This is a genomic window from Yersinia sp. Marseille-Q3913, from assembly GCF_963892745.1.
Classification (GTDB): domain Bacteria; phylum Pseudomonadota; class Gammaproteobacteria; order Enterobacterales; family Enterobacteriaceae; genus Yersinia; species Yersinia bercovieri.
In genome coordinates this window covers 48,883-73,182 of the sequence record NZ_CAWQAF010000002.1, presented here as the reverse complement: position 1 = coordinate 73,182, position 24,300 = coordinate 48,883, and the positions used below count along the sequence as shown (strand labels likewise).

Sequence of the window (24,300 nt, the reverse complement as noted above, 5' to 3'; positions counted from 1 at the left end):
CATGTTGACGATCCAGCGTGAGTGTTAGCTCTTTACAGTCGCGAGCGGCAGCACCTCTAGCTGCAATACCTCTGAGTAACTGAGTTCACCATCAGCATGGTCTACCATATAGCTGACCTTGACCTGGTGTCCCGCACTGGCCCGCATTACCGCCGCACTTATCTCGAAACTCAGTGGGCTGTTGACCATATTTGTCGTCACCCCTTGTTCCTCCTCATATGTTCCGGCTGCGCCAAAGCCATTCCAGTAGCAGAACACACTGTCTTTTCGTGCCATGCCCGGATACGGCAGAATAGTGATCACGCACCCATTCGGGTAATCACTGAGATTCAACTTTCCGTCCTGAGCGGCGGGGAAAATCATTGGGCGCGGTAAGCGGAACTGCGCCTCCGGCAGCCGGAATACCTGACGTGGCGAGACGCGGACATTGCCATTTCTCACCACCCGGTACATCAGAATAATTGACCCCAGATTTTTATTATTGACCTCATGTTCCAGCATTGATTTATTTAGCGAGAAATTGAGCGAACTGTATGGCGGATAGCTTTCAATGTAACGCACCTCCTCCAGCAACACTGGGAACGAACCCATATTGCCAAGATCTTGAGCGGCATTGATCAAACAGGTGAAGATGACCTTGTCACCATGGTTCATCATCGGATAGGGTGACAGTGTCACTTCAAGGGCCGGGGACAACACCAGATCCGGATCAAGCATATCTCCCACAGCACTTTCTACTGTTAGCGCCGGTAGACCAAGACCCACGCCGGCCCCGGTCACCGTCAGCCCTAAGCTACGGGAGTTAGGCATGGAGCCATCGGCCTTTTCGACGTTATAAGAGAGCAGCAAACTGCCAAGAGGCAGCATATGTAGCCAGCTATTGGCAATGGTAAACTGCAAGGGAAATTGGATATCTGCCGTATTAACCGTCAGGCTTTGACCCTGGCCTGGTAACCAGGTGGACTCCTCACCACAGTCGGTCGATGCGGGCACCATCCCGAAGCAGCGAAGATTGACGATATCGCCGATAGCCATATCAGGATAACTCGGTAAAAAGATGGCCACGTCCTGCAACCCCAAAGTGGAGAGGTCAAGATTGGCATTTACGTCATCCCGAACCCAGGGTATGGGGAGCAGCTCTCCGGGAGACAGAGTGCGCACGTCTACCCGCACAGCCGGCGACCAGCGGGACCAGTTATTGACCTGGTCACAGATCTCATAGCGCACCACCAGTCCGGTACAGTCTCCTTGACTAAACAAGGTGGCGGCCGGGATCACCACCTTCAGCGGGAGGCCTACGTCCTCTCCGGCAATATGACGTACCACACGGGTATTGCCATAGGTGAGATAAACAGTGTCGCCATCGTGCATATTGGGGTAGTTGGCGATAGTGACCGCTAGCCCGCTCCCCGGCACATCGCTGGCCTTGATGATAGCCGGTAGCCCGGCGACGGGTGGCAAGGCGTCATTCACATAGGGATTCTCGTTCAGAACTGGCGGGCCGCCGGGCACACTGGTTTTGACTCTCACGGTGAGCGGGAAAGAGCTGGCCGCCCCCAATGTATAGTAAAAATTGGCCGCCCCCGAGAGGAGACCGTCCGCGGAGACGGGTAGCAGCAAACTGCCCGTCTCCAGGTCAATAGCGGATAGTACCCGACGACTGACTTCGCGATAACCAATATCACCCGCCCCCTGCAGGAACAAAATAAGCACATCATTGATATGCATATCGGCGTGGCCGGGGGTGAGTAGCACCGGAATTTGCCCGCCAGCAGGATAGAATCCCAAACCGCCGCTGCGGGTGGCATCAGGAATCTGGGGTGCCGTTAAGGTAGGGTCTGAAGCAAATTGAACGAATGACATTGCAGTGTACTCCTGTTATAGGGTTGTGGATCAGACAACCAGGCACTGTCGATCACGGGGAACGACAGTCATTCACCAAACAGAGCATAGAAAATGGCATCAGGGCTGCATAATGATATAAAGTGTTCAATCGATAACCCTAAGTATCAACTCAGTGCGGTATGTAGCCAATGGATCTCTCCTGACAACTTAGACGTCCACCTAAATTATTCGTTAAGAAAAGAAATCGGCTAATATATTTATGTCGATAATTAATCGATTAAATCATTAAGCCAACACCTTCCTTAATAATCAACAATAAAGATAAACTTGAGGTGCATATAAAAATATTTATAGGCAAATTATTAATAATAACTTTTACTGGAACAAAAAATATCAACTAAAATATCATTTAGTTCGGACGGGTAATTAACTAGTTAGCATAGCATTTAAAGGCAGTATTAAAAAAACAGTGGTTCATCATCTGAGACAGGCCCATAAACGGGGCCAGACATCGTATTTTCTCTATTTGTAGATTTGAAGTTTTATTTTCTAACTTGTGATACCAATTAGCATAAGCTCTACCACTGAGCTATGGAGGTTGTATGAAAAAAGTTATTATGGTTCTCGCGTTAATGCTGTTTTCATTTTGTACTTTTGGTCAAGATAAGGCGTTAAGTGGTGCTGGTGATATATCATCAACACCAATAACAGTTGAGCTAAAAAATAGAGTTTGCGATGTAAACTCCCCACCACTTGTGGAAACTGATTATGACTGGTGCTGTGAGTTATGTTGCAATCCGGCATGTGCGGGTTGTTGATAAACACCATCATTAATCTGTTATGTGTATTGAGAAAATACTGGGCCAGGGGCCTGTCCCAGATTCTATGGCACAATGGTTCACTGGTCATTCAACTGATGGATCCTCATCATATTCATTTCGATGGTCGCCTGGTACGAGGCAAGGCCACCGCCATTCCCTGAACCGTAAGAGGCCAACACGCGATGGCCTTCGGCAGTTCGAAACGCCCGGTATGCCCGCTCAGCGTTGTCGAACGCCTTAACGGGATGCATCGACCGGCTGCCTTCGCTTTCGTTCTCCAACTCGACCAAGGCAGCTCGCACCTTTTTCTCGGTCGCGACAAGTTCAATTTCCGATTGTTTTGCCACTACCGGATAGCATTCGCGCTGCTCGGCCGTCGTTTGTTTAGCCTGGCACTGTTTGTAAAGCGCCTCAACAGATTCAGCAGCTATCGAGGTCTGAGTACAGATAGCCATGAACACGGCTCCCGCGACAACAGAATGGATTGCATTGGCCTTCATTTTCCGCTCCTGGTGGTTGACGAAGGGTTTCCACGCCGGAACCTTCGAAGATTTTGTCTTTATTGATGAAAGAATTAAGCGCCCGATGGATCTCATCAGGCGTTTTAGGGATTGATAATTAAGCTACCTTTAGCCTTCGCGATGAATACTCAAGCCAGCAAAAGATTGGCTGACCGGCATCATCTCCAGCGAATTAATATTGACCCGCGCGGGCAGTGTCGCCACCCAATATACCGCCTCAGCAATATCTTCTGGTATCAATGGATTAGCGCCATCGTAGGTTTTATTCACCTTGTCATCATCACCTTTAAAGCGCACAGATGAAAATTCAGTACCGCCGACCATACCCGGCTCAATATCTGTCACACGGATCCGTGTGCCATGCAGATCGGCACGCAGGCCCAAACTGAATTGCTTAACAAATGCTTTGGTCGCGCCGTAAACATTGCCACCGGCATAGGGCCAGTTAGCCGCAGTAGAGCCAATGTTAATCACGTGACCCACATTACGCTCGACCATAGCAGGCAACAACGCGCGAGTCATATTAACCAACCCTTTGGTATTGGTGTCAATCATGGTATCCCAGTCTTCAACATTGGCTTTGTGGGCAGGCTCCAGCCCTAATGCCAGTCCGGCATTGTTGACCAGCAGATCAATATTTTTTAGCTCAACCGGCAGGTCGTCTATAACTTGTTGAATAGCCGCACGATTTCGCACATCTAACCGCACAATATGCAACTTAGCGCCCAGTTCATCCTTTAACTCATCCAGCCGTTCCTGGCGACGACCTGTTGCGATAACCTGATGACCGTGGCTAATAAATTTGCGCGCAATAGCCTCACCAAATCCGGAGGTCGCACCTGTGACGAAAACTATCATATGCATTCCTTACTTTTCAGTGCCAATGACATAATTAATATGATTAACATACTCTTAACTAAAGACGAAAGCGATTGCGGCTAACGAATAAATGGATTCAATGTTTGGCTGGCCGCTTGCGTACTTCATCGCCCGCATCTGGGTTAAGCGTCAAGGTATCGATTATCGATAGTAATGCGAGTGCGCCAATAATCACAAATGCTATCTGGAAATTTTCCAGTGGGATGAGAGTGCTCCAATGGCAATTCCCAGCCCCATTGACAGCTGCTGTGCCATGTTGGAAAAGGTGTTGGCACCAGACATTAAGAAGGGGGTTTTTATGCTACGGCATTACAGGTTAAAGGGGCCGACTAATAGGATAAAAAATCGAGCTGTGACGATAACAGCCCGATTTAGCTTGAGTAATAGAGTCATCGCGCTACTTTTTCTTATACACATCAGCACTAGCGTGAATTTTCGTATTGGTGTTTGTTGAGGTTATTACATAATAATCCCCACCAAGTTCATCTGCCTTTTTTGACAACTCAGCCTTGGCATCAATGGGGGCTAACTCACCAGAAGTCACGATAGTACCGACTTTTTCATACTGATCAGGGCTTTTATTCAGATCTTCTTTAGTTAACAATTCTGCGGCGATAGCACCGGAAGAGAATGCTGTTAAAAGTACTAACGTCGTTATTGCTTTAAATAATTTCATAGTATTCCTCTCATCAAAGATATTTTCGACCCTGTGGAGCTTATTTCTATAGCGATATAAGTATTGTTCTCATCGCTGGGTTTATCCAGTGATGAGTGGATCTTTCGGATTTTAGGCTAAAAGAGTCATTGCTGTAGTAGAGGCGTGTTGCGTTTTTGAAACCTATAAATAGAGCAACTCACCAGCGTGGTGTTCGCCATGACCCAAAACCTCAGATTCCGCCTATCTTTACCTTGGTGCGCATAATGTATATTATGTTAAATTGATTATCACTGTTCATGACCACATCGTTATCCTTCTGATAACCACAAACCACTCAGTTGCCTTTTATCATCCCCTCTCTTTTTGAATCGGCACGATTCCAGCCTGACGACTTTAAATAACGCGGTCATCGGGCTTAGCATAAACCCGATCACCATCTTGAATGTGTGGCTCGACATTCGCGTAAGCCCCGCGAGCACACTAATTTAACTTAAGTCATCGCCAATCAGTACCTCCGCCATTCGGCCCATGAATTATCACTCTATTTCGATAGATACACGCCCTATTCATCTGGAACAAATTGATACCGTTGTTTAGTATGGGGGTATCCTCTCTTCGCCATTAGCCAATCCGAAATCTATGAAAAAAATCATTAAGCGGCTGGAGATCATTAAAAGCGCCATTGAGCTTGAAGATGATGATATTGTCCGCCAGCAACTTCCCTATCTTAAAAGTGAAGCTGAAGATGTCGCGTTGGGGTTTATCGTCATGGCGATTGAACAGGGAAAATTTAGCGATGCGCTGCAAGCCATTTCGGCGTGGCTGAACAATAAACAGGGGGTCACGCAGTGGCAGGATCTTGAGTTGGCCGCCTGTAAACTGGAGCTAAAAGCGCTGGAGGAGCAGTTACGCGAGTTAATCGATAAACGCAACGAGCGCATCCAATTGCTCGATGATTTTAACGATCTCTACCATGTGCGCCTTGGCCCGATAACTAAGCAGATCCTCAATTTACGCAAGCAGTTGGCGGAAAGTACCCTGCGCAAAGCTGAGGCAGAAGCCCGCCGCAAAGAGCGCGACTATCGCCACTGCCAGCACTATATTGCTCAGGCCATTGATGAGTTGGCTGCGTTAAAGCAGCGCTGGTTATCGCTCTCCCCTATTTCCAGTGAAACCATAGATATACGTAAGCAGATCCAACAACAGACAGAATTGGTGATCTCACTGCTGGGCGAAATCCAACAGTTGGAAAACAGTTTTTATGCGCACAATACCGAATCAACCCGCAAAGCCCGTGAAGAAGCAAAAGAGAAATATGAAAGCTATCAGGAGCAGCAATATGATGCTGAGCAGCGCCATGACAGTGATCGAAAACTCTCTTCTGATCAGCGTCTGGAGCTAAAACGCTTGTGGCGGCAAGCCAGTCGGCTTTGCCATCCAGATTTAGTGGCGGATGAATTTAAAGAAAAAGCCCATCAACTGATGGTTCAGCTCAATCAAGCTCGCCAAAGAGGCGATTTCACGGCGATCCACACTCTGCTGGAGAGTTTAAAGCAAGGGCTGGAGCCGTTGATGGCGAGTGATTACATTGATGATGTTGAGCGACTTCGCCGCAAAATCAATGAAGTTAGAGAGCAAATTGATGCGATGTTGCGCGAACTGGATGAGCTGGAGGGCCAGGAGTCCTGGTGGCTGGTCACCTCCCACGCCAATAAAGATGAGTGGTTCAAATCACAAGAGAAGGTGTTATCCAAGATCCTCAACAGTCTGGAGCAGCAACTTGAAGCCGCCGCATCAGAGGTGTTGCAGGAGAGTGCATAATGGATTGAATAGCGTTAATTGACTGAAAATAGCATAATTTCTGCGGCTATTATGCGTATGATCAAGTTCGTCTTCATTCTCAACTAAGGTAATCAATGATGAAAGATAACGAATACCAGCCCCCGAAGGTCTGGAGTGAGAACAGTGAAAGCGGCGGTGTATGGTCGAAAATCAACCGACCTACCGCCGGCGCTCGTTATGACGCGACTCTGCCGGTGGGCAAGCATCCACTCCAACTCTACTCTATGGCAACACCCAATGGGCAGAAGGTGACTATCCTGCTGGAAGAGCTACTGGCACTCGGTGAAAAAGGGGCCGAGTACGATGCACACCTCATCCGCATTAGTGAAGGCGAACAGTTCTCCAGTGGCTTTGTGGCGGTCAATCCCAATTCAAAAATCCCGGCACTGATGGACCACTCAACAGCCACGCCAATCAGGGTATTTGAGTCCGGTGCGATTTTGCTCTATCTGGCTGACAAATTTGGTCATTTCCTGCCGAAATCCCCTGCGGGAAGAACCGAAGCACTGAATTGGCTGTTCTGGCTACAGGGCGCGGCCCCCTATTTAGGCGGCGGATTTGGTCATTTTTATCACTATGCGCCGATAAAGATTGAATACGCCATCGACCGCTTCACCATGGAAGCCAAGCGCCAGCTCGATTTGCTCAACACCTTGCTCAAAGAGCGTGAGTATATCGCTGGTGATGAGTACTCAATTGCCGATATCGCCATCTGGCCTTGGTACGGCAATCTGGTGCTCGGTCTGCAATATGAAGCTGGGGAGTTTTTGGATGTGAAATCCTATACCCATCTGCTGCGCTGGACAGAAAATATCGCCAAGCGACCGGCCGTGCAACGTGGTCGCATTGTCAACCGCACCTGGGGCGCAGCAGAAGAGCAGTTGCCCGAGCGCCACGACGCATCAGACTTTGATCATTTGAAGTAACCGCGGAAAAAGCACGCGGCACTCTATCCTATAGGCCGTGCCATTATGCAATGAACATCGGGCAGGAAAATAACTCCCTGCCCGATTTAATGGTGTTGCTGCAACCTCACTGCGCCACCTCCCCGCCACCGTCGTAGGGGGTTTTTCCAGCGATTTTCATCACTTCTGCGCCAAGGGTCACAAAAGGGGCGCGTCGGCTGGCGTAGATAATTCCGCCCGCCTGGGCGCGTACCGCTTTTACAGTATCGGTGATCGGGTCAATGATTTCGGCCACCACTTCATCCTTGCCAACCCATTCACCCGGTTGACGCAACAGCAGCAGGATGCCGCTGGCCGGCGCGGTGACTATCTCGCCGGCACTGAACGGCAACATCACTATTTCCCGCTGCGGCGTGACAGGCGCTGGCCCGGCAATCGCGCCACGGTGCTGCAAATAGTGATAAATACGTTCGGCATCGGCACTCGCCAGTGAGTGGCTGACATCCTGCTGCCCGCGCAGCTCGACGGTGACCGCCATGCAAGCCGGTGCCAGGCTGAGACGCGGATGCTGCGCCGCCAGCCGATGCCACGGCAAACCGCAAGCTTCATCAAAGGAGCCGCCGCCGCTATCTTGTGACAGTAGCACAGTGTCGATAGCCAAAAATTGTGCCAGCGTTTCTACCTGCTCACGCCAGGCGGGATCGGCGTAGAGGTGCAAAATGGCGTGATCGTCACAATGCAGATCGAGCACCAGATCAGCATCACAGGCCAGCTGCAACAAGTGTTGGCGGATGGCGGCCACCTCACTGGGCGCGGGCAGGTCATGCAGCGCCTCAACCATGGCGCGGCGAATTTGTTGCCGCAGACGCTTTTGGTCGCCCGGACTCTTGTCATCGAACGCAAGGGGCGATGTCAGTCGTGATTGCGCCAGTCGGGCCAGATCAGGAAAATCGCGGTTGAAGTTGCGACCACTGACCAGATCGAAACGGCCGATGCCGCAGTTCAACAGCAGCTGCGCGCTACCCGCCGGGTTTGCCAGCGGCATAACAACAATTTCACTCTGAATTTCACCGCGTCGTTCCGCCTGACTCAGTAATCTTTTAAGATAGTGTAAAACCAACATGCCAGGCAGCTCATCGGCATGGAGACCGGCTTGCAGGTAAATTTTTTCGCCAAGACCCGGCTGGCCGAAATGAAAACTGGTTAATTGCCGCTGCCCACTCAGGGCATGTTCAGGTAACTTATGATGATTGATTTTCATTGGACGTCCTATCTGTGGAAAAGAAAGCCCGACTTGACCGAATTGACAAAAAAATCCTTGAAATACTGAGTCAGGATGGCCGCATCTCTTATCAGAAGCTGTCTGAGCAGGTCAATCTGACCGCGCGCCCTTGTCTGGAGCGGGTTCGGTTACTGGAGCGCGCCGGTATTATTCGCGGCTACAGCGCCATTATTGAGCTGCCGGAGCCAGAACATGCTTTTGTCATTCAGGCGCAAATCGCCCTAGCTGACCACGGTCAATCACAGGCGGCGTTCGAACAGGAAGTGCGCAAAACGCCGGAAGTTCTGGATTGTTGGCTGGTCGGCGGCAGCTTTGATTTTCTGGTGCGCATTGGCTGCCGCAACATGGAACATTACCGCTTACTGGCCGATAACTGGCTGACCAGCAAGAAATTTCGGGTCGATAAAATCGTCACCCTGACCGAGCTACAGGTGATCAAGCGAACCTGAATCCGGCACTCAGTCGTGGCGGGCAAAGGCGAGCCAGCGGCGCTCTGCCCGTGAAAACAGGAAGATCAGCATAAAGGTGCAGAGCAGGTAGAGTGCGGCGGCCATCAGAAACGGGATAAACGGCGAGTAGGTCGAGGCATAAAAAGCCCGCGCCACACCGGTGATATCCAGCAAAGTCACGGTGCTGGCCAGCGAGGTGGCATGTAGCAGAAACACCATCTCGTTATTCAAGGCCGGAATACCGCGCCGTAGTGTGGCGGGCAGCACCAGCCGACGAATAATCTGCCACTGGCTCATGCCGAACGCCTCGCCCGCCACCCACTCTTGTCGAGGAAAAGTCACCATCATGCCCGCCAGCAGTTCAGCAACATAAGCGCTGGTGTTGAGCACCAATGCCAGCGTGGCGCAGAAGGTGGCATCGCGAAATAGCAACCAGAATGGCTGATCCTCCTGCCAGCCCAACTGCACAATGTCAAATTGCGATAAACCATAGTAGATCAGCATTAATTGCAGATAGAGCGGTGTGCTGCGAAAGAAGTAGGTGATGCTGCGGATAAGCCAGGATATTGGCCGAGGGCCAAACGCCTGCCCGACCGCCACCAGTAGCGCCAGCAACAAACCGGGGATCACCGACAGTAAAAACAGTTTGGCGGTCATCGCCAGCCCGGTGGTATCCGAACCGTCGCTGTACAAAAAAGTGGGTGCGGCTTCCAGCATGGTTTGCAAATTCATCAGCGCGCCCTCGCAGCCGTTGAGGTTGATAGCGCATAGCGCCGCGCCAGCAGGCTAAAGCCCCAACTGGAAAGCGCGGTAATGACCATATAAATTATCGCCACCAGGAAGTAGAACAGGAAGGGTTTTTGTGTCGCCCGCCCCGCCTGCTCCGCCAGCCACACCATATCTTCCAATCCCAAAATAGAGATCAGCGCTGACGCCTTCATCAATCCCAGCCAGTTATTATTGATGCCCGGGATAGCAAAACTGAGCATTTGCGGCAACATAATGCGCCGAAACACCTGTGCCGGGCGCATACCATAGGCCACCGCCGCCTCTAACTGGCCGCGATCCACAGTTTGAAACGCCCCACGGAAGGTTTCGGTGTAGTACGCGCCGAACACAATGCCGATCGCCAACACCCCAGAGATAAAGGTGTTGAAGCGAACCGGCCCCAAACCCAGTACGCCGAGGAGACCATTTACCAGCATTTCGCCGCCAAAGAACAGCAGCAGCATGATCACCAGTTCAGGAATACCCCGCACCAGGGTGGTGTAACCGGTGGATAGCCAACGTAACCAGCGCGGGCCAAACAGCTTGATCACTGCATTAATCAGCCCAAGTGTCAGTGCCACGGCTAATGAAAGCAGCATGACACACAGCGATAACCCCGCCCCCTGTGCCAGTAATGGCAAATAGTCTGTGACCATTATCGGCCTCCCGCCGGGTTTGGATTGATCAATAGAATCAAATGGCTATCAAGCTTAGTGACCATAAAATCTTGGTCACCGTAAGTAGTTTAGCCGCCGTAGATATCGAAACTGAAATATCTCTTCTGGATGGCGTCATAGGTGCCATCGGCGCGGATCGCCTTAATCGCGCCATTCAGTGCATCACGTAATGCCGGATTATCTTTGCCGACGGCGATCCCCACATCAGAGGAGATGGTGTCATCCTGAATAACCGGGCCTGCGAAAGCAAATTTCTGCCCACGCGGCGTATCAATAAAGCTGCTGGCGGCCTGAATGTTATCTTGCAGTGACGCATTGATACGCCCAGAGAGCAGATCCAGATAGACGTTATCCTGATTAGCATAGGAGACAATTTTCACTCCCTGCCCGCCCCAATGTTTTTTCGCGTAGGTTTCATGAATCGACCCGGTCTGCACGCCGACGGTTTTGCCTTTTAGGCTGGCCACTTCCGGTAGCAGCGGGCTGCCTTTACGCGCCACTAACTGCGCGGCACTGCGATAGTAGCGGTCGGTGAAATCCACCTCTTTTTTGCGCTCATCGGTGATGCTGAGTGAAGCAATAATGGCATCAAATTTACGGGCGTTAAGGGCCGCAATCATGCTTTCAAAGGGCTGTTTCACGAAGACGCATTTGGCGTGCAGATTGTCACACAGCGCATTGGCGATATCGATATCAAAACCGGTGATCTCACCGCTGGGAGAGAGCACGTCAAAAGGGGGATAACCCCCATCGACACCAAAGCTTATCGTCTCAATCGCCGCAGCCGGGGCCGAAAGCATCGGAGCAGAAAGTATCATGCCAGTCAGTAGAGCCGCTAATGTCTTTTTCATGGTTAAGATCCCGGTGTTGGCAAGTGGTTAAACGAAAAATCGGTAGAAACAATCGGTCATTAGAAACGCAGTGAGAGGCAGGTCAAGCCGCCATCCATTTTTTTAAATTCACGGGTATTGAGCTGGATGATAGGCATCCCCAGTTTTTCAATTTGCGCCAGGGTGTAAGGATAACCCTGCGGGGTTATCAGCGTATCATTGATCCATAAGGTATTACCGGCGTAAGACTCCGCCTCAGGAATAACAATGGTATCAAACGCGGCAAATGCGGGATGGTGCTGATAATCCTCGGTCAGCAGCAAGGTGTTGCGGCCCACGTAGTTAACGATTGATTTCAGGTGTAGCCCGGCACTCACTTCAATAGCGGTGACACGATAGCCATAGCGCGCCACTGCGTCAGTAAATTCAGTAATACCCGCCTGATCAGTGCGTGATGTCAGCCCGATAAAGAACTGCTTATCCACCAACAGCACATCGCCACCATCAAGATGGCCGCGACTGCTCATCCGAAAAACGGCGCGGTCAGTAAATAGTGGCTCGATAGTATCCACTTCTCCCTGACGACTCGGCGCACCGGGATGTGTTATCACCGCCAGCTCAGGCATCACCACCGCCGTATCTTCAACGAAGTGGGCATCGGGATAGGCGGGGGCCGCCGGTAAAATGGTCACTTTCAGCCCCAGTTGCAGCAAGGTATCCACATAGGCCAAAAACTGCTGACCGGTGGCGGCAAAATCCGGTGCTCCCAGTTGAGAAGTGGTCTGGCCGCTACCACAGGTTTCCGCTGGGCGTCTGGCGATGGCTTGAGTAAAGTGCATAGGCGATCCTGTTAATTAAGTGTGACCAAAGGTGTTGATCTGATTATTAAACAGATGCTGTGACCAATCAGGTTGAATCAGCCTGCTACCGCTATACATTTACGCTGTATATGACTTTGAGGGCGACCTATTCCGCTGTTGCACATATAATGAGTTATCGAATGATTTAAATAGCGCAGGACGCAAAATGAAGATATTACCGGTAGTGATGATTGCGCTACTCTTGCTTGGCTGTGCCAATAGCGGCCATGTTGGAGTAAGCGGCGGTTCAAGTGGGATCTCCAGTATCACTATTGGCACCGGTGTTCGCCGCTAACTCCTGCAACTTTTGCACCCTATTTATTTCGCGCTATTGAAACAAGAAGGCGAAGCTAAAGGCGAGAAGAATGCCACTCTTAAAATTGCCCGTACCATGCTCGCCAATGGTCTTGATCGCGTCACGGTAATGAAAATGACAGGTCTGAGTGATCAAGAAGTGGCGCAAATTTGCCATTGATGCACTGGCTAAATCCACACTTTTAACAGGCGATGTTGCCTTAAGCGTCGTCTGCTTGCGCTGTTGATTACCCCTTTCCCTTTTTCTTCCTTATGACCACTCTAAATAGCGTACAACTCTGGACGGCGACTATAGATCCATCGCCGCCCGATACTGAGTGGAATCAAACTGAGATCCAACACCCCGCCCCATTAGCGGAACGGCGGCTCATTGAAGGTGCGCAATTTACGCGAGTGCAGTTGATCGCCCTCTGCCCGCAGCAAATCTATCGCCCGAATGCCAATCTGCAAGTGCTCAGAAATCGCCCCTTCATAGAAGTGATTGGCCTGCCCTGGTAACTTAATCTCACCATGCAGCGGCTTATCCGAAACACAGAGCAAGGTGCCATAAGGCACACGGAAGCGATAACCTTGCGCTGCAATGGTGGCACTCTCCATATCCACCGCCACCGCGCGACTTAAGCTAAAGCGCAGCGCGGAAGCAGAAAAGCGCAGTTCCCAGTTACGATCGTCAGAGGTCACCACCGTGCCGGTCCTTAGCCGCTGTTTTACTTCGACACCCGGCATACCGCTGACCGCTTTGGTGGCGTCATACAGTGCCCGTTGCACCTCGGCGATACTGGGAATTGGGATATCCGGCGGCAGCACGGCATCCAGCACATGGTCGTCACGCAAGTAAGCATGGGCCAAAACATAATCGCCAATGGCCTGGCTCTCACGCAGGCCACCGCAGTGCCCTATCATCAACCAGGCATGGGGCCGCAGCACTGCCAGATGATCACAGATGGTTTTGGCATTCGATGGACCCACGCCAATATTCACCAGCGTAATGCCATGCCCACTTTCCGCGATTAAATGATAGGCCGGCATCTGGTGCTTTTTCCATGCCAGATCAGAGGTGGTTCTCTCTGGATCGGCATTTTCCGCCGTGATGTAGCTGCCACCGGCGCAGGATAACGCCTGGTAGGGGCTGGTTGGGTCCAGAATTTGTTCGCAGGCCCAACTGACAAACTCATCAACGTAGCGGCTATAATTGGTGAACAGAATGTAGGGCTGAATATCTTCTGCTGGCGTGCCGGTATAGTGTTTCAGGCGCGCCAGTGAAAAATCGGTGCGCAGCGCATCGAAATGCGATAACGGAAAATCGGCGGAATCGGTATCAATACCATCAGTGATGCTATCGCCAATTTTTGACAAGTCAGTGGTCGGGAAGTGCAGAGCCAGCCCCGCCGTCATTGAGCGATCAAGAACAAGGTCGGAACCGTCGATAACAAAAGGGTATGGCATCTCTTGTTGTGACGGTGTAACTTCAAACGTTGCGCCGTACTCACTCTCCAGTAACGTCAGTTGCTCGATCAGATATTCGCGAAACAGCGCGGGCCGCGTCACGGTGGTGCTGTATTGGCCAGTGCGTGAGAAACGTCCATAAGCGCGCGTGCGTTGACGGTCGCGGGATCGGCCATCCCAACTGACACTCAGTTGCGGGTACGAAAACAGCCCCTTGGCTCGCTCGCCGACATCTGGCAAGGTGCCGTCGTGGATAAATGCGCTGATAGCATCACGCAATGCCATCAGCGCCGACTGGTATAAACTCTCCAGTTGATCAATCGCCTCGGTGGCTGAGAGATGGGTTGTCGCTTGTGATTGATTCAAGATAACTCCTTGCAATACGCGTAAAGGCGGTGATGAGTTTACCCTACACCGCAATGCAGCAAAATGCGCTATTTCACAGCAAACTTATTGAGTTAGGGCCAACCTCTCGGCGCAGTTTTTCATTACCCTCATCCTGTGGCTATCCTACTTTGCCCGCTAAACAACGGGCGATTTTGCCACTTATTCCGGCGTTTGATTTCCCCTATCAGCACTAAAGTAGTGGTTGTCGCAGATAGCACACTATTTTCTGCCTTGCTCTTCTTACAAAGGTCTCTTTTGCGTGGCGAAATCATTTTTACGCAGTGGTAGTTTGGACGATATTCTGGCGTTGGGCGAAAACGGGCAGCCGGTTTATGCCTCAGCGCTGCAGATTAGAGAGGCATTGCGCCTTAAAAAACAACAGCATATTGCTGATTGCCTCGCCATTCCTCAGCTCAATGAGCAAGGTGACCGCATTGATTGGTATGCCCCCATTGAAGGTAAAGTGACCTCATGGCTGGCGGCCAGTAACGCGGAGCGTAAAGCCGCGATTAAACAGCTGTCAGTCTGTCTGGCGAGCACCAGTGATTTGTGTCAGCGGGCGCAAAAATCAGACAAAGCCTCCCAGCGACTTTTCGGTGTGTTACTCGCCAAAACAGTGCAGTTCCCCGATCAGAGCTACCTCTATTTGGTGGCAGGTAAACCGGTGTTGACCTTCTGGGGCTTTGTCAGTCAGGATAAAAAACCCCGTACTGACCCACTCGATTGCTTACGTCAAACCGCAGAGATAATTGAGCCGCCGATCACCGCGCTGAGTGCCGCGCCGCTGACCCCGCTGGTGCCGGTGGTCACCCCGGTCGCCCCACCGCCGCCAACGCCAGAAGTGCCACCCGCTCTGCTGCCGGCCACTGAACCCGCACCCGCTGTGGCGCCGGTCAAAAAAACCGGCCGTTGGCTGCGATTTAGTTGGGCGCTGCCTGTATTGGCATTAGTTATCGCATTAATAGTGCAATTTAGTGGCGGAATGACTGAGCAGCCATCTGCCGTTCCTGAAGTCAAAGCGGCAGTGATTGAAGAGAAGTTGACTGAAGATAAAGTGACCGCTCCTGAAGCCAACATCATTCAACCGCCGCTGGCACCACAGCTCCCATTAGCTAATGCCACTGTGACCCCGGCGCCCATCGCAGCGGAAGCTGCCGCAGTACCAGTCATGAGTGCGGCGGAGAGTAAAACAGCGCTGATCTTACCTTCCGATGCCGTCAAAGTGGGTTCAACCGCCTTCCTTAATGGTCACTGGCGTGTTAGTCCAGAGATTAAAACCGCCCATACTGGCAAAGCGCCAAGTCTGAAGTATCAGATTAACAACGGCAAAGGCACGGCAAAAATCACCCATGGCGATAATGTCACTTGCCGCGCAAATATTACCGCCGGCGTGATGAAGTCAGGTAATTTGGTGATCAATAGCCGCTATAGGGCGCAGTGTAGTGATGGATCTAAATATCAAATACCGGAGATCGTCTGTCAGCAAGGTGTGAGTGGCGTTGCTGAGTGCAAAGGCCGTTATGATGCCAATACGACCCTTCCCATGACGATAAAGCGTGAGACTAAATAATATTATGCTGGCAACGATCACTGATTATAAACAGAAAATCACGCTTATTCAGAACAGTGGTATCCAGTTTCTGGATTTCGCGTTAAAGCCCGAAATCGATACCGAGCTGCCGAATAAATTTGTGCGTAAAAGCGCCAACGGCCCGCTGCTGCGGCTGAACTACCATGCCGATAATGGCAAATATTCGCTGTTAGTACCCGGTGCCACGCCTGAGATTGTGAAACCTGAGTTTAGCTTTCCGCTGGAGCAGTCGCTTAAGCTACTGAACAAGATCTGGCTTCCCCTGCCATTTTTGCGTTTTAACCCGCCGCGTACCTTTATTAATGGGCCGGACAACTGGGCCAGAGTGCAAATTTTACTCCTGGACACCCCTGATCAGGATGGCAATACATTACGGGTCACTGTCGCCTTTGATACCAAAACTTACCCTGATGGCCACGCCAATGAGTTGCTGGCACCCAATGAAAACGACATCAAAAGCGGATTGAGTTTTGCGCTGGCTTACCATAATGAAGAGCTGGCAGAGTTCCTTGATTTGACCTGGGTCGACGGCTGGCTACGGGAGGTGTTTACCCAGCAAGCCGCTGAGCAAGAGGCGCGAACCGCACGACATATCACCGCGTCGCTACGTGAGTTTGAGTATCAAGCGCACTACCTTAACCTGCTGGAGTTACTGGGCCGCCAGATTGGCATACCTGAGGTAAAGATCAATACCCGCAGCGGGCAACAGCCGGTGGTGAATGTCGATCTGATTCTGGATGTAGGTAACTCCCATACCTGCGGCATTTTGGTGGAAGATCATCATGATGAGAGTCATGGGCTGCAACAGAGCTATGAGCTACAAATTCGTGATTTGAGCGAGCCTCACTCTCTGTATAACGAACTGTTTGAGAGCCGGATTGAGTTCGCCCAGGCGAAGTTTGGTAAGCAGAATTTCTCTGTCGAGAGTGGGCGTGATGATGCCTTTATCTGGCCCGCGATCACCCGTGTTGGCCGCGAAGCCAGCCGCATGGCGCTGCACCGATTAGGCACCGAGGGGTCTACTGGCCTCTCCAGCCCACGGCGCTACTTGTGGGATGAAGAGAGTTACGCGCCGGGTTGGCGCTTTAATGAAACACCAACGGCGCAGACAGATGAGCCGCCCGCCACGGCACTGCCGCTGACCCATCTGCTAAATGATGACGGCCAACCGCTGTATAACCTGCCGATGGATGAGCGGCTGCCGGTATTTTCACCCCATTATAGCCGCAGTTCATTGATGACATTTATGCTGTCAGAGCTACTGGCGCAAGCGCTAATGCAGATCAACAGCGCGGCGCAACGTCTGAAGATGACCCATAGCAATGCACCACGGCAATTGCGCAGCATCATTCTGACTTTGCCCTCCGCCATGCCAAAACCGGAGCGCGAGATTTTCCGTCGCCGGATGCATGAAGCCATTGCTCTAGTGTGGAAATCCATGGGCTGGCATCCGGCAGATGATCATTTTGTCTCAGAGCAAGACCGCGCCAAAAGCCAAATTCCGGTGCCAGGCGTGCAGATGGAGTGGGACGAAGCGACTTGCGGCCAGATGGTCTATCTCTATAACGAAACGCAGGTTAATTTCGGCGGACGCACTGCCGCCTTCTTTGCCAGCATGGCCCGGCCAGATAAGCAGTTGGAAGCTGGCGAAGTGGCCGGAAAAACCGTGCGTATCGCCTCGATTGATATTGGTGGTGGCACCACGGATCTGGCGATCACCCAATACTGGCTGGATGATGGCATTGGCAATAATGTCAAAATCAGCCCGCGCCTGCTGTTCCGCGAAGGGTTCAAAGTGGCGGGTGACGATATCTTGCTGGATGTCATTCAGCTCTATATTTTACCTGCCCTTCAGGCCAGATTGAAAAAAGCGGCTGTTGCCAATAGTGATGCGCTGATGGATAAATTATTCGGCAATGATGGCCGGATGGATGGGCAATCGACACTGCGCCAGCAAGCAACATTACAGATATTTATGCCAGTCGGGCGGGCCATTCTGGAAGCCTATGAAAACTTTGATCCGCTGGATACCAATGCCGAGATCGACGCCAGCTTCGGCGAGCTAGCACAGCAACGCCCGACACAGAAAGTGTTGGACTACATTAACAGTGAAGTCCAGCGTGAACTGCCCGCCGATGCCGAGGCGTTTGATATTTTGCAGGTGCCGCTGGTGCTGAAGCTGAGTAAATTACATGGCGAGTTTTTATCTCACCGAATGAGCATTACGCAAAATCTGCGTTCACTTTCTGAAGTGGTTTCGCTCTATGGCTGCGACGTGCTGCTCTTGACTGGTCGCCCTTCGCGCTTTCCCGGTATTCAGGCGCTCTTGCGCCACCTACAACCTTTGCCCAATAATCGTATTCTGTCGCTTGATGGCTACCACACCAGTGATTGGTATCCGTTTAACAAGCATGGCCGCATTGATAACCCAAAATCCACCGCCGCTGTGGGTGCGATGCTCTGTTTACTGGCGCTCGATTTGCGCCTGGCGGGGTTTTACTTTAAAGCGGGCGATTTCCAACCTTACTCAACCATCCGCTATCTGGGCATGTTAGACAGCAGCGACGCACTGACCGAGGAGAATGTTTACTATCATGATATCGATCTGGATAGCCGCGATTTTGCCTTGCCAACCGAGAGCCGTTTTCAGGTAACAGGCGCGCTATGCCTGGGATTCCGTCAGCTTGATAATGATCGCTGGCCCGCGTCCCCGCTCTACACCCTGTCAATTGTCGATCAAGAACTGGCGCGTAAAGTTGCCGGTGACAGTGTCTTGCACGTTAGGTTGAAACTGACAAAAGGTGAAGCGCAAGGCTCTGATAAGCAAGCTGAAAATAGCCCGGAGCGTTTTGAGATAGCCGATGCTGTGCTGCAAGATGGCAGCCCTGTTCCGCTGCATCATCTGCGCCTCAAGCTAAACACATTGGCCAGCAATGGCTCAGGATCAACCCATTATTGGATTGATAGTGGGAGCGTATTTAGAAAATGAGATCATTAACCAACCAGCAGCTCAATCGCCAACTTCAGCAGATAACACAAGGCATCGACCAAGCCATTGATTGGATTAGTGATGCACGCCAACACGCCATACGTCTGGATATTGAAGCTGACTTGCTGACCATCAAACTGCGCCGCCATCACCATCAGGCGCGTCAGTTGTCAGATAGCGCATTGACCGCCATGAGCATCGGCTTTTTTGGTCACTCAGCCGCAGGGAAACAGCACCTCATTTCAGCGCTGGTGGCGGATGGCAATGGCCGACTGGAGACCACCTTCGGCGGAAAAACACTCGATTTTTGGCAGCAAATCAAGCCGGGGTATCAGGCCAGTGGCGTGGTGACCCGCTTTAGCCATCAGGTGGCAATCACTCATGACAGCCATCCGGTACTGCTCTCCCTACTGAGCGAAGTGGATATTGCCAGGTTGGTGGCAGGGGCATCTCTGCTAGAGCATCAGGATGAGCAACGGCATTCACTGGATGAACAACATATTGCCGATCATTTGCAGCAACTGACCATGCGCCGCCAGCCAGTTGCCATCGCCGGGATCAGCCGTGATGATGTGGTTGGGCTTTGGGATTATCTGGCCCGCCATGACGCGCGGCGTCAGAAGATCTTGAACTCTCACTTCTGGCCCACCGCCATTGAGTTAGCGCCCTATCTCAGCATCGATGATCGCGCCCGATTGTTCTCGGTGCTCTGGGCAGAACGTCCTCCATTGACGGAGGCTTATCGTCATTTTGCCTATACGCTGCAACATTTGGGCGGCGCGGCGCAAGTATTGGCCCCGCTTAGCGTGTTAGTCGACGATATGCTGCTGCCAGCCAATGGCATCATGAATGTCGCGACCCTCGATTATCTGAATACCCCAGCGGATACCCATATCCAGGTGCTGCCATGGGTGAATAATCAGGCAGGCAATTTAGTGACGTTGTCACTTGCTGAGCTTACACTGTTGGCCGTTGAGTTACAGATCCCACTGCCGATGCCCGCCACTGAAAATGTATTTGCATCCGTCGACTTATTGGATTTCCCCGATTTTAACCACGCGCTTAATGCAGCAATTCCCCTTGATCACCACGTTTATCCGCAAGCGGCGCTGCTATCTCAGGCCAAAAATAGCTACCTACTTGAGCGCTACACCGACCAACAGCAAATTAACCTGTTGTTGGTCTGCAATGCGGCAACTCAACGGGCAGAGGTAAAAGCGGTAGGCAAAGCGCTGGATTATTGGGTTAAGCAGACGCAAGGTGAAAATGCGCAAGTGCGTAGCCGCCGCAACCCAGGGTTAATCTGGGCGCTGACCCCTTTTGATCAGCGCATCACCTCAGATCAATCAGTGGCGGGCGCGACGAATTACGACGAAGCGGTGCAACGTTATGTCGGTAACCCCGGCGATAGCTGGGGCACTCTATTGGCACTGGATACCCGGGGTGTTGAGCGAATGGTCACTTATCTGGCTCAAGAGATCCGCCGTGATATCAAAACGGAACGTATCAACGAACAACTCATTGAGTTAAAACGGGAATTGACCGATAACCTGCTTGCGGATTGGACTCAATCGGCGGCCAGTGAATCACAACAAAAACAGCGTATCGCCGAAACCTTGCTCAAAACATTGCAAACGCGCACCGGCCTGCACGGCGAGTTACTGGAGCGGTTGTTGCCCTGCCGCGATGAGTTACGTGCTCTCTATTTACAGCAGCCAGACTCACGGCAACCGCAAAATCGAACAGCCGAGTTAAGCTTAGGCGCAGTCAACGCCGAACCTTTCAGTATTGGTATTGATATCGACTTATTCAGCGACCTGCCCTTGTCGCCTGAAGTAGAGCGGTCAATGACCCCCACCGCCGGCTACGATTATGAAACCGAATATGCGGCGAGTGTGCAGCGCTATTGGATCAACCATCTGCGGCAGTTGCCAGATAATGGCCCATTAATTGAGCTATTGGGGATCAGCAAACCGACCCTTGAGTTGCTGGTTGCGGAGCTGATTACCGCCAGCATTCGATTGGATATTGCCGGGCAGTTGGTCACGATATTGGCGGACAGCGAGCAAGTGGGTCTGCACCGCGAAGCGAAAGCGGATCGCCAGGTCTCGCGCGCCCTGACTATTTTGGGTGATTTCGTTGCCTGGCTCGGTTTCTTGCAAATCAGTGAAGCACAACGCCCTGATAGCCGCATTAATCGCGGCGCTAAGATTTTTGCTCAACCGCCTAAATCAGCCGCACCACTGGGGCCATCACAGCGATTAACCAAATTAGCCCGCACTCCGACCAATAATACAGCATTTTATATTTATGACTGGTTGGTTGGCTTAGGTGAGATCATTATTCAGAATGAGGGATATTCAGCCAGCAGTGAAATAACGGCTCAACATCGCGAGCAACTGGCGGCAATTTTTATGTTGTTCAACGCAGACTAAAATCGTTCACAACCAATTAATGCTGATGGGAATAGTCGCTATAGAGCAAATACAATTCCATCACTCCCGACGATATGCCGGGAGTGAATAACAGTAATGAGGTCATAAAGAGCTGACAGTTAAAGTATCAGGAGATATTTTTCGACTAACGCATACAAAATAGCGGCGGTTTCAATATCGACTTCACCATCATAATTAGTCGGCCTAAAGTGTAACTGAAATGCCCTTACCAAATAGTGATATCCTAACTCACTGCTGGCAATAGTGGCGTCATAACCATAGGTGCCGAAGTGCGCGACTATTTCCGCTTTGCTGGGTAACCCCTCGGTGGTAAATTCCTTAATAAAATTCTCTTTAGTATCCGTGTCATACCAGGCACCAATTCCATCGTCATATAACTCTTGCCAAGGGAACTCAGGACCAGGATCGCTCTTGCGCGTTGGGGCAATATCAGAATGGGCCACCACATTTACCGGAGATATATCGGGGTAGCGTTGTAAGATATTGGCCGCCAGTTGTTTTACCGCCGCAATTTGCATCGCAGTATAAGGCGGGAAATGCCAAACACCTTTATTGTCGGTGGCTAAATTGACGATTTCAATACCAATAGAGGTGTCGTTGAGATTAGTGCGCTCTGCCCAACTACTGACGCCTGCATGCCATGCGCGTGCATTTTCATCCACCAGGTTAAATATCCTCATATCTTTAAATCCGGCCTGGATATAACTTTCGTCGGTGATGTCTGGCACCAAGTATTGAACACTGACTTTATCACCAGTTAAGGACTTTATTGAACCTTCAAAATTTTCAGCGGTGTAATGCAAAACTAAGAATCGCACACGGGAGTTAAAGGATTTAACAGCACGAAAACTATTATAGTCAATCATATACATATGAAGCTCCTTGGTTTTTCGATATTATCCAACATATATATTATCAATAATATTTATACCCTAATCCAGCTGGAAAAATTAATTGCGGAATATTTAGATTGTTTTATCTTAATACAGTAACTACTCTGTCTTGTTGAGAGATAATTTTCATTTTACTGCCTAATTTTTAAACACCGCATCAACAAAGGTTAACTGGACAGCATGGACTTATAATAAAATACATTCTCAGCTACCCGTTTTATAACCACTCATTCAATTTAATATTCAATAAAATAATTCACACACGCCACGATGTAATTAGCCCAATAATAAACTATCGCTATAACGATCTAATTGCCAATTTAAAAACTCAGTCAATTCAAATAATTAATTTGCTAATAAAAGTAATTTAATTATATCAACTTAAACCTTGCGCCATATAATTTACCCGTCTACGTTTAAAACTCTCACTCATACAACACGGTTATTAAATCATGATTAGTAACACCGTAAATAAATTGCAAGAAGAATTATTGGACTCCAGGTTTGGTTCGCAATCCTCTCGCTATATTGCAGAGTCGAGCCATTTCCCTTTAAAAGAGATGCGCGAGGATATTGCTTTTCAAATTATTAGTGATGAACTTTTTTTAGATGGTAATGCACGCCAAAATTTAGCCACCTTTTGTCAAACCTGGGATGATGAATATGTCCATAAGCTAATGGACTTGTCGATTAATAAAAACTGGATCGATAAAGAGGAGTATCCACAATCAGCGGCCATCGATTTACGCTGCGTCAATATGCTGGCTGATCTTTGGTATGCGCCAAAACCCATTAACGGCCAGGCCACGGGGACCAATACCATAGGTTCATCCGAAGCCTGCATGTTAGGGGGCATGGCGATGAAGTGGCGCTGGCGTAAAAAGCAGTTAGCCGCGGGTAAATCTACCGATAAACCTAATCTGGTCTGCGGCCCTGTTCAGGTGTGCTGGCACAAATTTGCACGTTATTGGGAGGTCGAAATCCGTGAAATTCCCATGGAACCGGGGAATTACTTTATGGATGCGCAGCGTATGATTGCTGCCTGTGATGAGAATACCATAGGCGTCGTCCCGACTTTCGGCGTGACCTACACAGGAAACTATGAGTTCCCCGAACCTCTGCACCAGGCATTGGATAAGCTACAGCAAGAGAAAGGGTTAGATATTGATATTCATGTCGATGCGGCGAGTGGCGGTTTCCTCGCGCCTTTTGTCGCCTCAGAAATCAAATGGGATTTTCGTCTCCCCCGGGTGAAATCCATCAGCACATCAGGCCATAAATATGGTTTGGCCCCACTGGGCTGCGGCTGGGTTATCTGGCGTGATCAAGCCGCGCTGCCGGATGAGCTGATCTTTAACGTGGATTACCTTGGCGGGCAAGTTGGGACTTTTGCTATCAATTTTTCCCGCCCAGCGGGACAGGTTATCTCTCAATATTATGAGTTTATCCGATTGGGCCGCGAAGGTTATACCAAAGTGCAACAAGCTGCCTATCAGGTCGCAAACTTCTTAAGTCAGGCGATTGCGCCACTGGGCCCCTATGAATTTATCTGCACCGGTGATCCTAAAGAGGGGTTACCCGCTGTTTGCTTCAAAATTAAGGAGGGCGCTAAAACGGGTTATACCCTGTATGACCTCTCTGAAAGATTAAGACTGCGAGGTTGGCAAGTACCCGCCTTTACACTAACCGGCCATGCCAGCGATATTGTGGTGATGCGAATTATGTGTCGTCGCGGATTCGAAATGGATTTTGCCGCGCTATTACTGGATGACATTAAATGCTCACTCCACTATTTGCATGAACACCCCGAACTCCATGGCGTTGCCCAGCAGAATAGTTTCAAGCACACATAGAACTTGCCGGCTTAATTGCAGAAATTAAAGGAT

General features: G+C 50.6%; 21 protein-coding genes and 2 pseudogenes. 11 read left to right on the top strand and 12 right to left on the bottom strand.

Going from position 1 to position 24,300, the window contains the following annotated elements:
• Positions 1 to 24: 24 nt before the first annotated feature.
• Positions 25 to 1,863 carry a hypothetical protein gene (locus tag AACW11_RS01010; RefSeq protein WP_212585586.1) on the bottom strand — a complete coding sequence of 613 codons (1,839 nt, stop codon included), beginning with the start codon at positions 1,861 to 1,863 and terminating at the stop codon, positions 25 to 27.
• A 584-nt stretch (positions 1,864 to 2,447) separates the two neighbouring features.
• Between AACW11_RS01010 and AACW11_RS01005 the strand changes: the two genes are divergently transcribed.
• Positions 2,448 to 2,663, top strand: a complete 216-nt coding sequence (locus AACW11_RS01005) for an ST-I family heat-stable enterotoxin (RefSeq protein WP_212585585.1) — start codon at positions 2,448 to 2,450, stop codon at positions 2,661 to 2,663.
• 80 nt (positions 2,664 to 2,743) lie between these two features.
• Here AACW11_RS01005 and AACW11_RS01000 read toward each other — a convergent pair whose 3' ends face one another.
• From AACW11_RS01000 to yahO, 4 genes and pseudogenes are all read right to left on the bottom strand, one after another.
• On the bottom strand, positions 2,744 to 3,166 hold the full coding sequence (locus AACW11_RS01000; RefSeq protein WP_212585584.1) for a lysozyme inhibitor LprI family protein: 423 nt from the start codon (positions 3,164 to 3,166) through the stop codon (positions 2,744 to 2,746).
• A 129-nt stretch (positions 3,167 to 3,295) separates the two neighbouring features.
• Positions 3,296 to 4,045: a bifunctional NADP-dependent 3-hydroxy acid dehydrogenase/3-hydroxypropionate dehydrogenase YdfG gene (gene ydfG, locus AACW11_RS00995; protein ID WP_212585583.1), complete on the bottom strand. Its 750-nt coding sequence runs from the start codon at positions 4,043 to 4,045 to the stop codon at positions 3,296 to 3,298.
• Positions 4,046 to 4,142: 97 nt separating this feature from the next.
• Positions 4,143 to 4,348 (bottom strand): annotated as a pseudogene (locus AACW11_RS00990) (MFS transporter); the annotation flags it as partial.
• Between the two features lie 115 nt (positions 4,349 to 4,463).
• Positions 4,464 to 4,742, bottom strand: a complete 279-nt coding sequence (gene yahO, locus AACW11_RS00985; RefSeq protein ID WP_212585582.1) for a DUF1471 family periplasmic protein YahO — start codon at positions 4,740 to 4,742, stop codon at positions 4,464 to 4,466.
• A 621-nt stretch (positions 4,743 to 5,363) separates the two neighbouring features.
• Between yahO and AACW11_RS00980 the strand changes: the two genes are divergently transcribed.
• Both AACW11_RS00980 and yghU read left to right on the top strand, forming a co-directional pair.
• Positions 5,364 to 6,545 (top strand): DnaJ family molecular chaperone, encoded by a 1,182-nt coding sequence (locus tag AACW11_RS00980; protein ID WP_212585581.1) that lies wholly within the window; start codon positions 5,364 to 5,366, stop codon positions 6,543 to 6,545.
• A 98-nt stretch (positions 6,546 to 6,643) separates the two neighbouring features.
• Positions 6,644 to 7,492: a glutathione-dependent disulfide-bond oxidoreductase gene (gene yghU / locus AACW11_RS00975; protein WP_212585655.1), complete on the top strand. Its 849-nt coding sequence runs from the start codon at positions 6,644 to 6,646 to the stop codon at positions 7,490 to 7,492.
• Between the two features lie 106 nt (positions 7,493 to 7,598).
• Here the strand turns inward: yghU and AACW11_RS00970 are convergent, their stop codons facing one another.
• Positions 7,599 to 8,732, bottom strand: a complete 1,134-nt coding sequence (locus tag AACW11_RS00970; protein ID WP_212585580.1) for a succinylglutamate desuccinylase/aspartoacylase family protein — start codon at positions 8,730 to 8,732, stop codon at positions 7,599 to 7,601.
• Positions 8,733 to 8,746: 14 nt separating this feature from the next.
• On the opposite strand from AACW11_RS00970, the gene AACW11_RS00965 reads away from it, so the two are divergent.
• The gene (locus tag AACW11_RS00965) at positions 8,747 to 9,202 is read left to right on the top strand and encodes an Lrp/AsnC family transcriptional regulator (RefSeq protein ID WP_212585579.1); all 456 of its coding nucleotides are present in this window, start codon (positions 8,747 to 8,749) and stop codon (positions 9,200 to 9,202) included.
• A 9-nt stretch (positions 9,203 to 9,211) separates the two neighbouring features.
• Here AACW11_RS00965 and AACW11_RS00960 read toward each other — a convergent pair whose 3' ends face one another.
• The 4 genes from AACW11_RS00960 to AACW11_RS00945 all read right to left on the bottom strand — a co-directional run bounded on the left by AACW11_RS00960 (position 9,212) and on the right by AACW11_RS00945 (position 12,316).
• Positions 9,212 to 9,934 carry an ABC transporter permease gene (locus AACW11_RS00960; protein ID WP_212585578.1) on the bottom strand — a complete coding sequence of 241 codons (723 nt, stop codon included), beginning with the start codon at positions 9,932 to 9,934 and terminating at the stop codon, positions 9,212 to 9,214.
• Complete coding sequence (locus AACW11_RS00955; protein ID WP_212585577.1) at positions 9,934 to 10,626, bottom strand: ABC transporter permease; 693 nt, start codon at positions 10,624 to 10,626, stop codon at positions 9,934 to 9,936. Before AACW11_RS00955 ends, AACW11_RS00960 begins: the two co-directional genes overlap by 1 nt.
• Positions 10,627 to 10,715: 89 nt before the next feature.
• Entirely contained in the window at positions 10,716 to 11,498 is a 783-nt protein-coding gene (locus tag AACW11_RS00950; protein WP_212585576.1) for an ABC transporter substrate-binding protein, read from the bottom strand.
• Between the two features lie 59 nt (positions 11,499 to 11,557).
• Entirely contained in the window at positions 11,558 to 12,316 is a 759-nt protein-coding gene (locus AACW11_RS00945) for a dimethylarginine dimethylaminohydrolase family protein (protein WP_212585575.1), read from the bottom strand.
• 187 nt (positions 12,317 to 12,503) lie between these two features.
• Between AACW11_RS00945 and AACW11_RS00940 the strand changes: the two genes are divergently transcribed.
• Together AACW11_RS00940 and AACW11_RS00935 are read left to right on the top strand one after the other, a co-directional pair.
• A complete protein-coding gene (locus tag AACW11_RS00940) occupies positions 12,504 to 12,632 on the top strand; it encodes a hypothetical protein (protein ID WP_283049818.1) in 129 nt (42 codons plus the stop codon).
• Positions 12,633 to 12,671: 39 nt separating this feature from the next.
• Positions 12,672 to 12,812, top strand: a pseudogene (locus tag AACW11_RS00935) (ISNCY family transposase); the annotation flags it as partial.
• Positions 12,813 to 13,003: 191 nt separating this feature from the next.
• On the opposite strand, the gene AACW11_RS00930 reads toward AACW11_RS00935, so the two are convergent.
• Entirely contained in the window at positions 13,004 to 14,464 is a 1,461-nt protein-coding gene (locus tag AACW11_RS00930) for an AMP nucleosidase (RefSeq protein ID WP_212585574.1), read from the bottom strand.
• Between the two features lie 32 nt (positions 14,465 to 14,496).
• Here AACW11_RS00930 and AACW11_RS00925 point away from each other — a divergent pair, with 32 nt between their 5' ends.
• The 4 genes from AACW11_RS00925 to AACW11_RS00910 all read left to right on the top strand — a co-directional run bounded on the left by AACW11_RS00925 (position 14,497) and on the right by AACW11_RS00910 (position 21,500).
• A complete protein-coding gene (locus AACW11_RS00925) occupies positions 14,497 to 14,679 on the top strand; it encodes a hypothetical protein (RefSeq protein WP_212585573.1) in 183 nt (60 codons plus the stop codon).
• A gap of 65 nt (positions 14,680 to 14,744) precedes the next feature.
• Positions 14,745 to 16,055, top strand: coding sequence for an SrfA family protein (locus AACW11_RS00920; protein WP_212585572.1), 1,311 nt, complete (start codon positions 14,745 to 14,747; stop codon positions 16,053 to 16,055).
• Between the two features lie 4 nt (positions 16,056 to 16,059).
• A complete protein-coding gene (locus AACW11_RS00915) occupies positions 16,060 to 19,065 on the top strand; it encodes a virulence factor SrfB (protein ID WP_212585654.1) in 3,006 nt (1,001 codons plus the stop codon).
• Positions 19,062 to 21,500 (top strand): putative virulence factor, encoded by a 2,439-nt coding sequence (locus AACW11_RS00910; RefSeq protein ID WP_212585571.1) that lies wholly within the window; start codon positions 19,062 to 19,064, stop codon positions 21,498 to 21,500. The genes AACW11_RS00915 and AACW11_RS00910 overlap by 4 nt, the downstream gene beginning before the upstream one ends.
• A 119-nt stretch (positions 21,501 to 21,619) precedes the next feature.
• Here the strand turns inward: AACW11_RS00910 and AACW11_RS00905 are convergent, their stop codons facing one another.
• Positions 21,620 to 22,393 (bottom strand): N-acetylmuramoyl-L-alanine amidase, encoded by a 774-nt coding sequence (locus AACW11_RS00905; RefSeq protein ID WP_212585570.1) that lies wholly within the window; start codon positions 22,391 to 22,393, stop codon positions 21,620 to 21,622.
• Positions 22,394 to 22,866: 473 nt separating this feature from the next.
• Between AACW11_RS00905 and AACW11_RS00900 the strand changes: the two genes are divergently transcribed.
• Positions 22,867 to 24,267: a glutamate decarboxylase gene (locus AACW11_RS00900; protein ID WP_212585569.1), complete on the top strand. Its 1,401-nt coding sequence runs from the start codon at positions 22,867 to 22,869 to the stop codon at positions 24,265 to 24,267.
• Positions 24,268 to 24,300 lie beyond the last annotated feature (33 nt).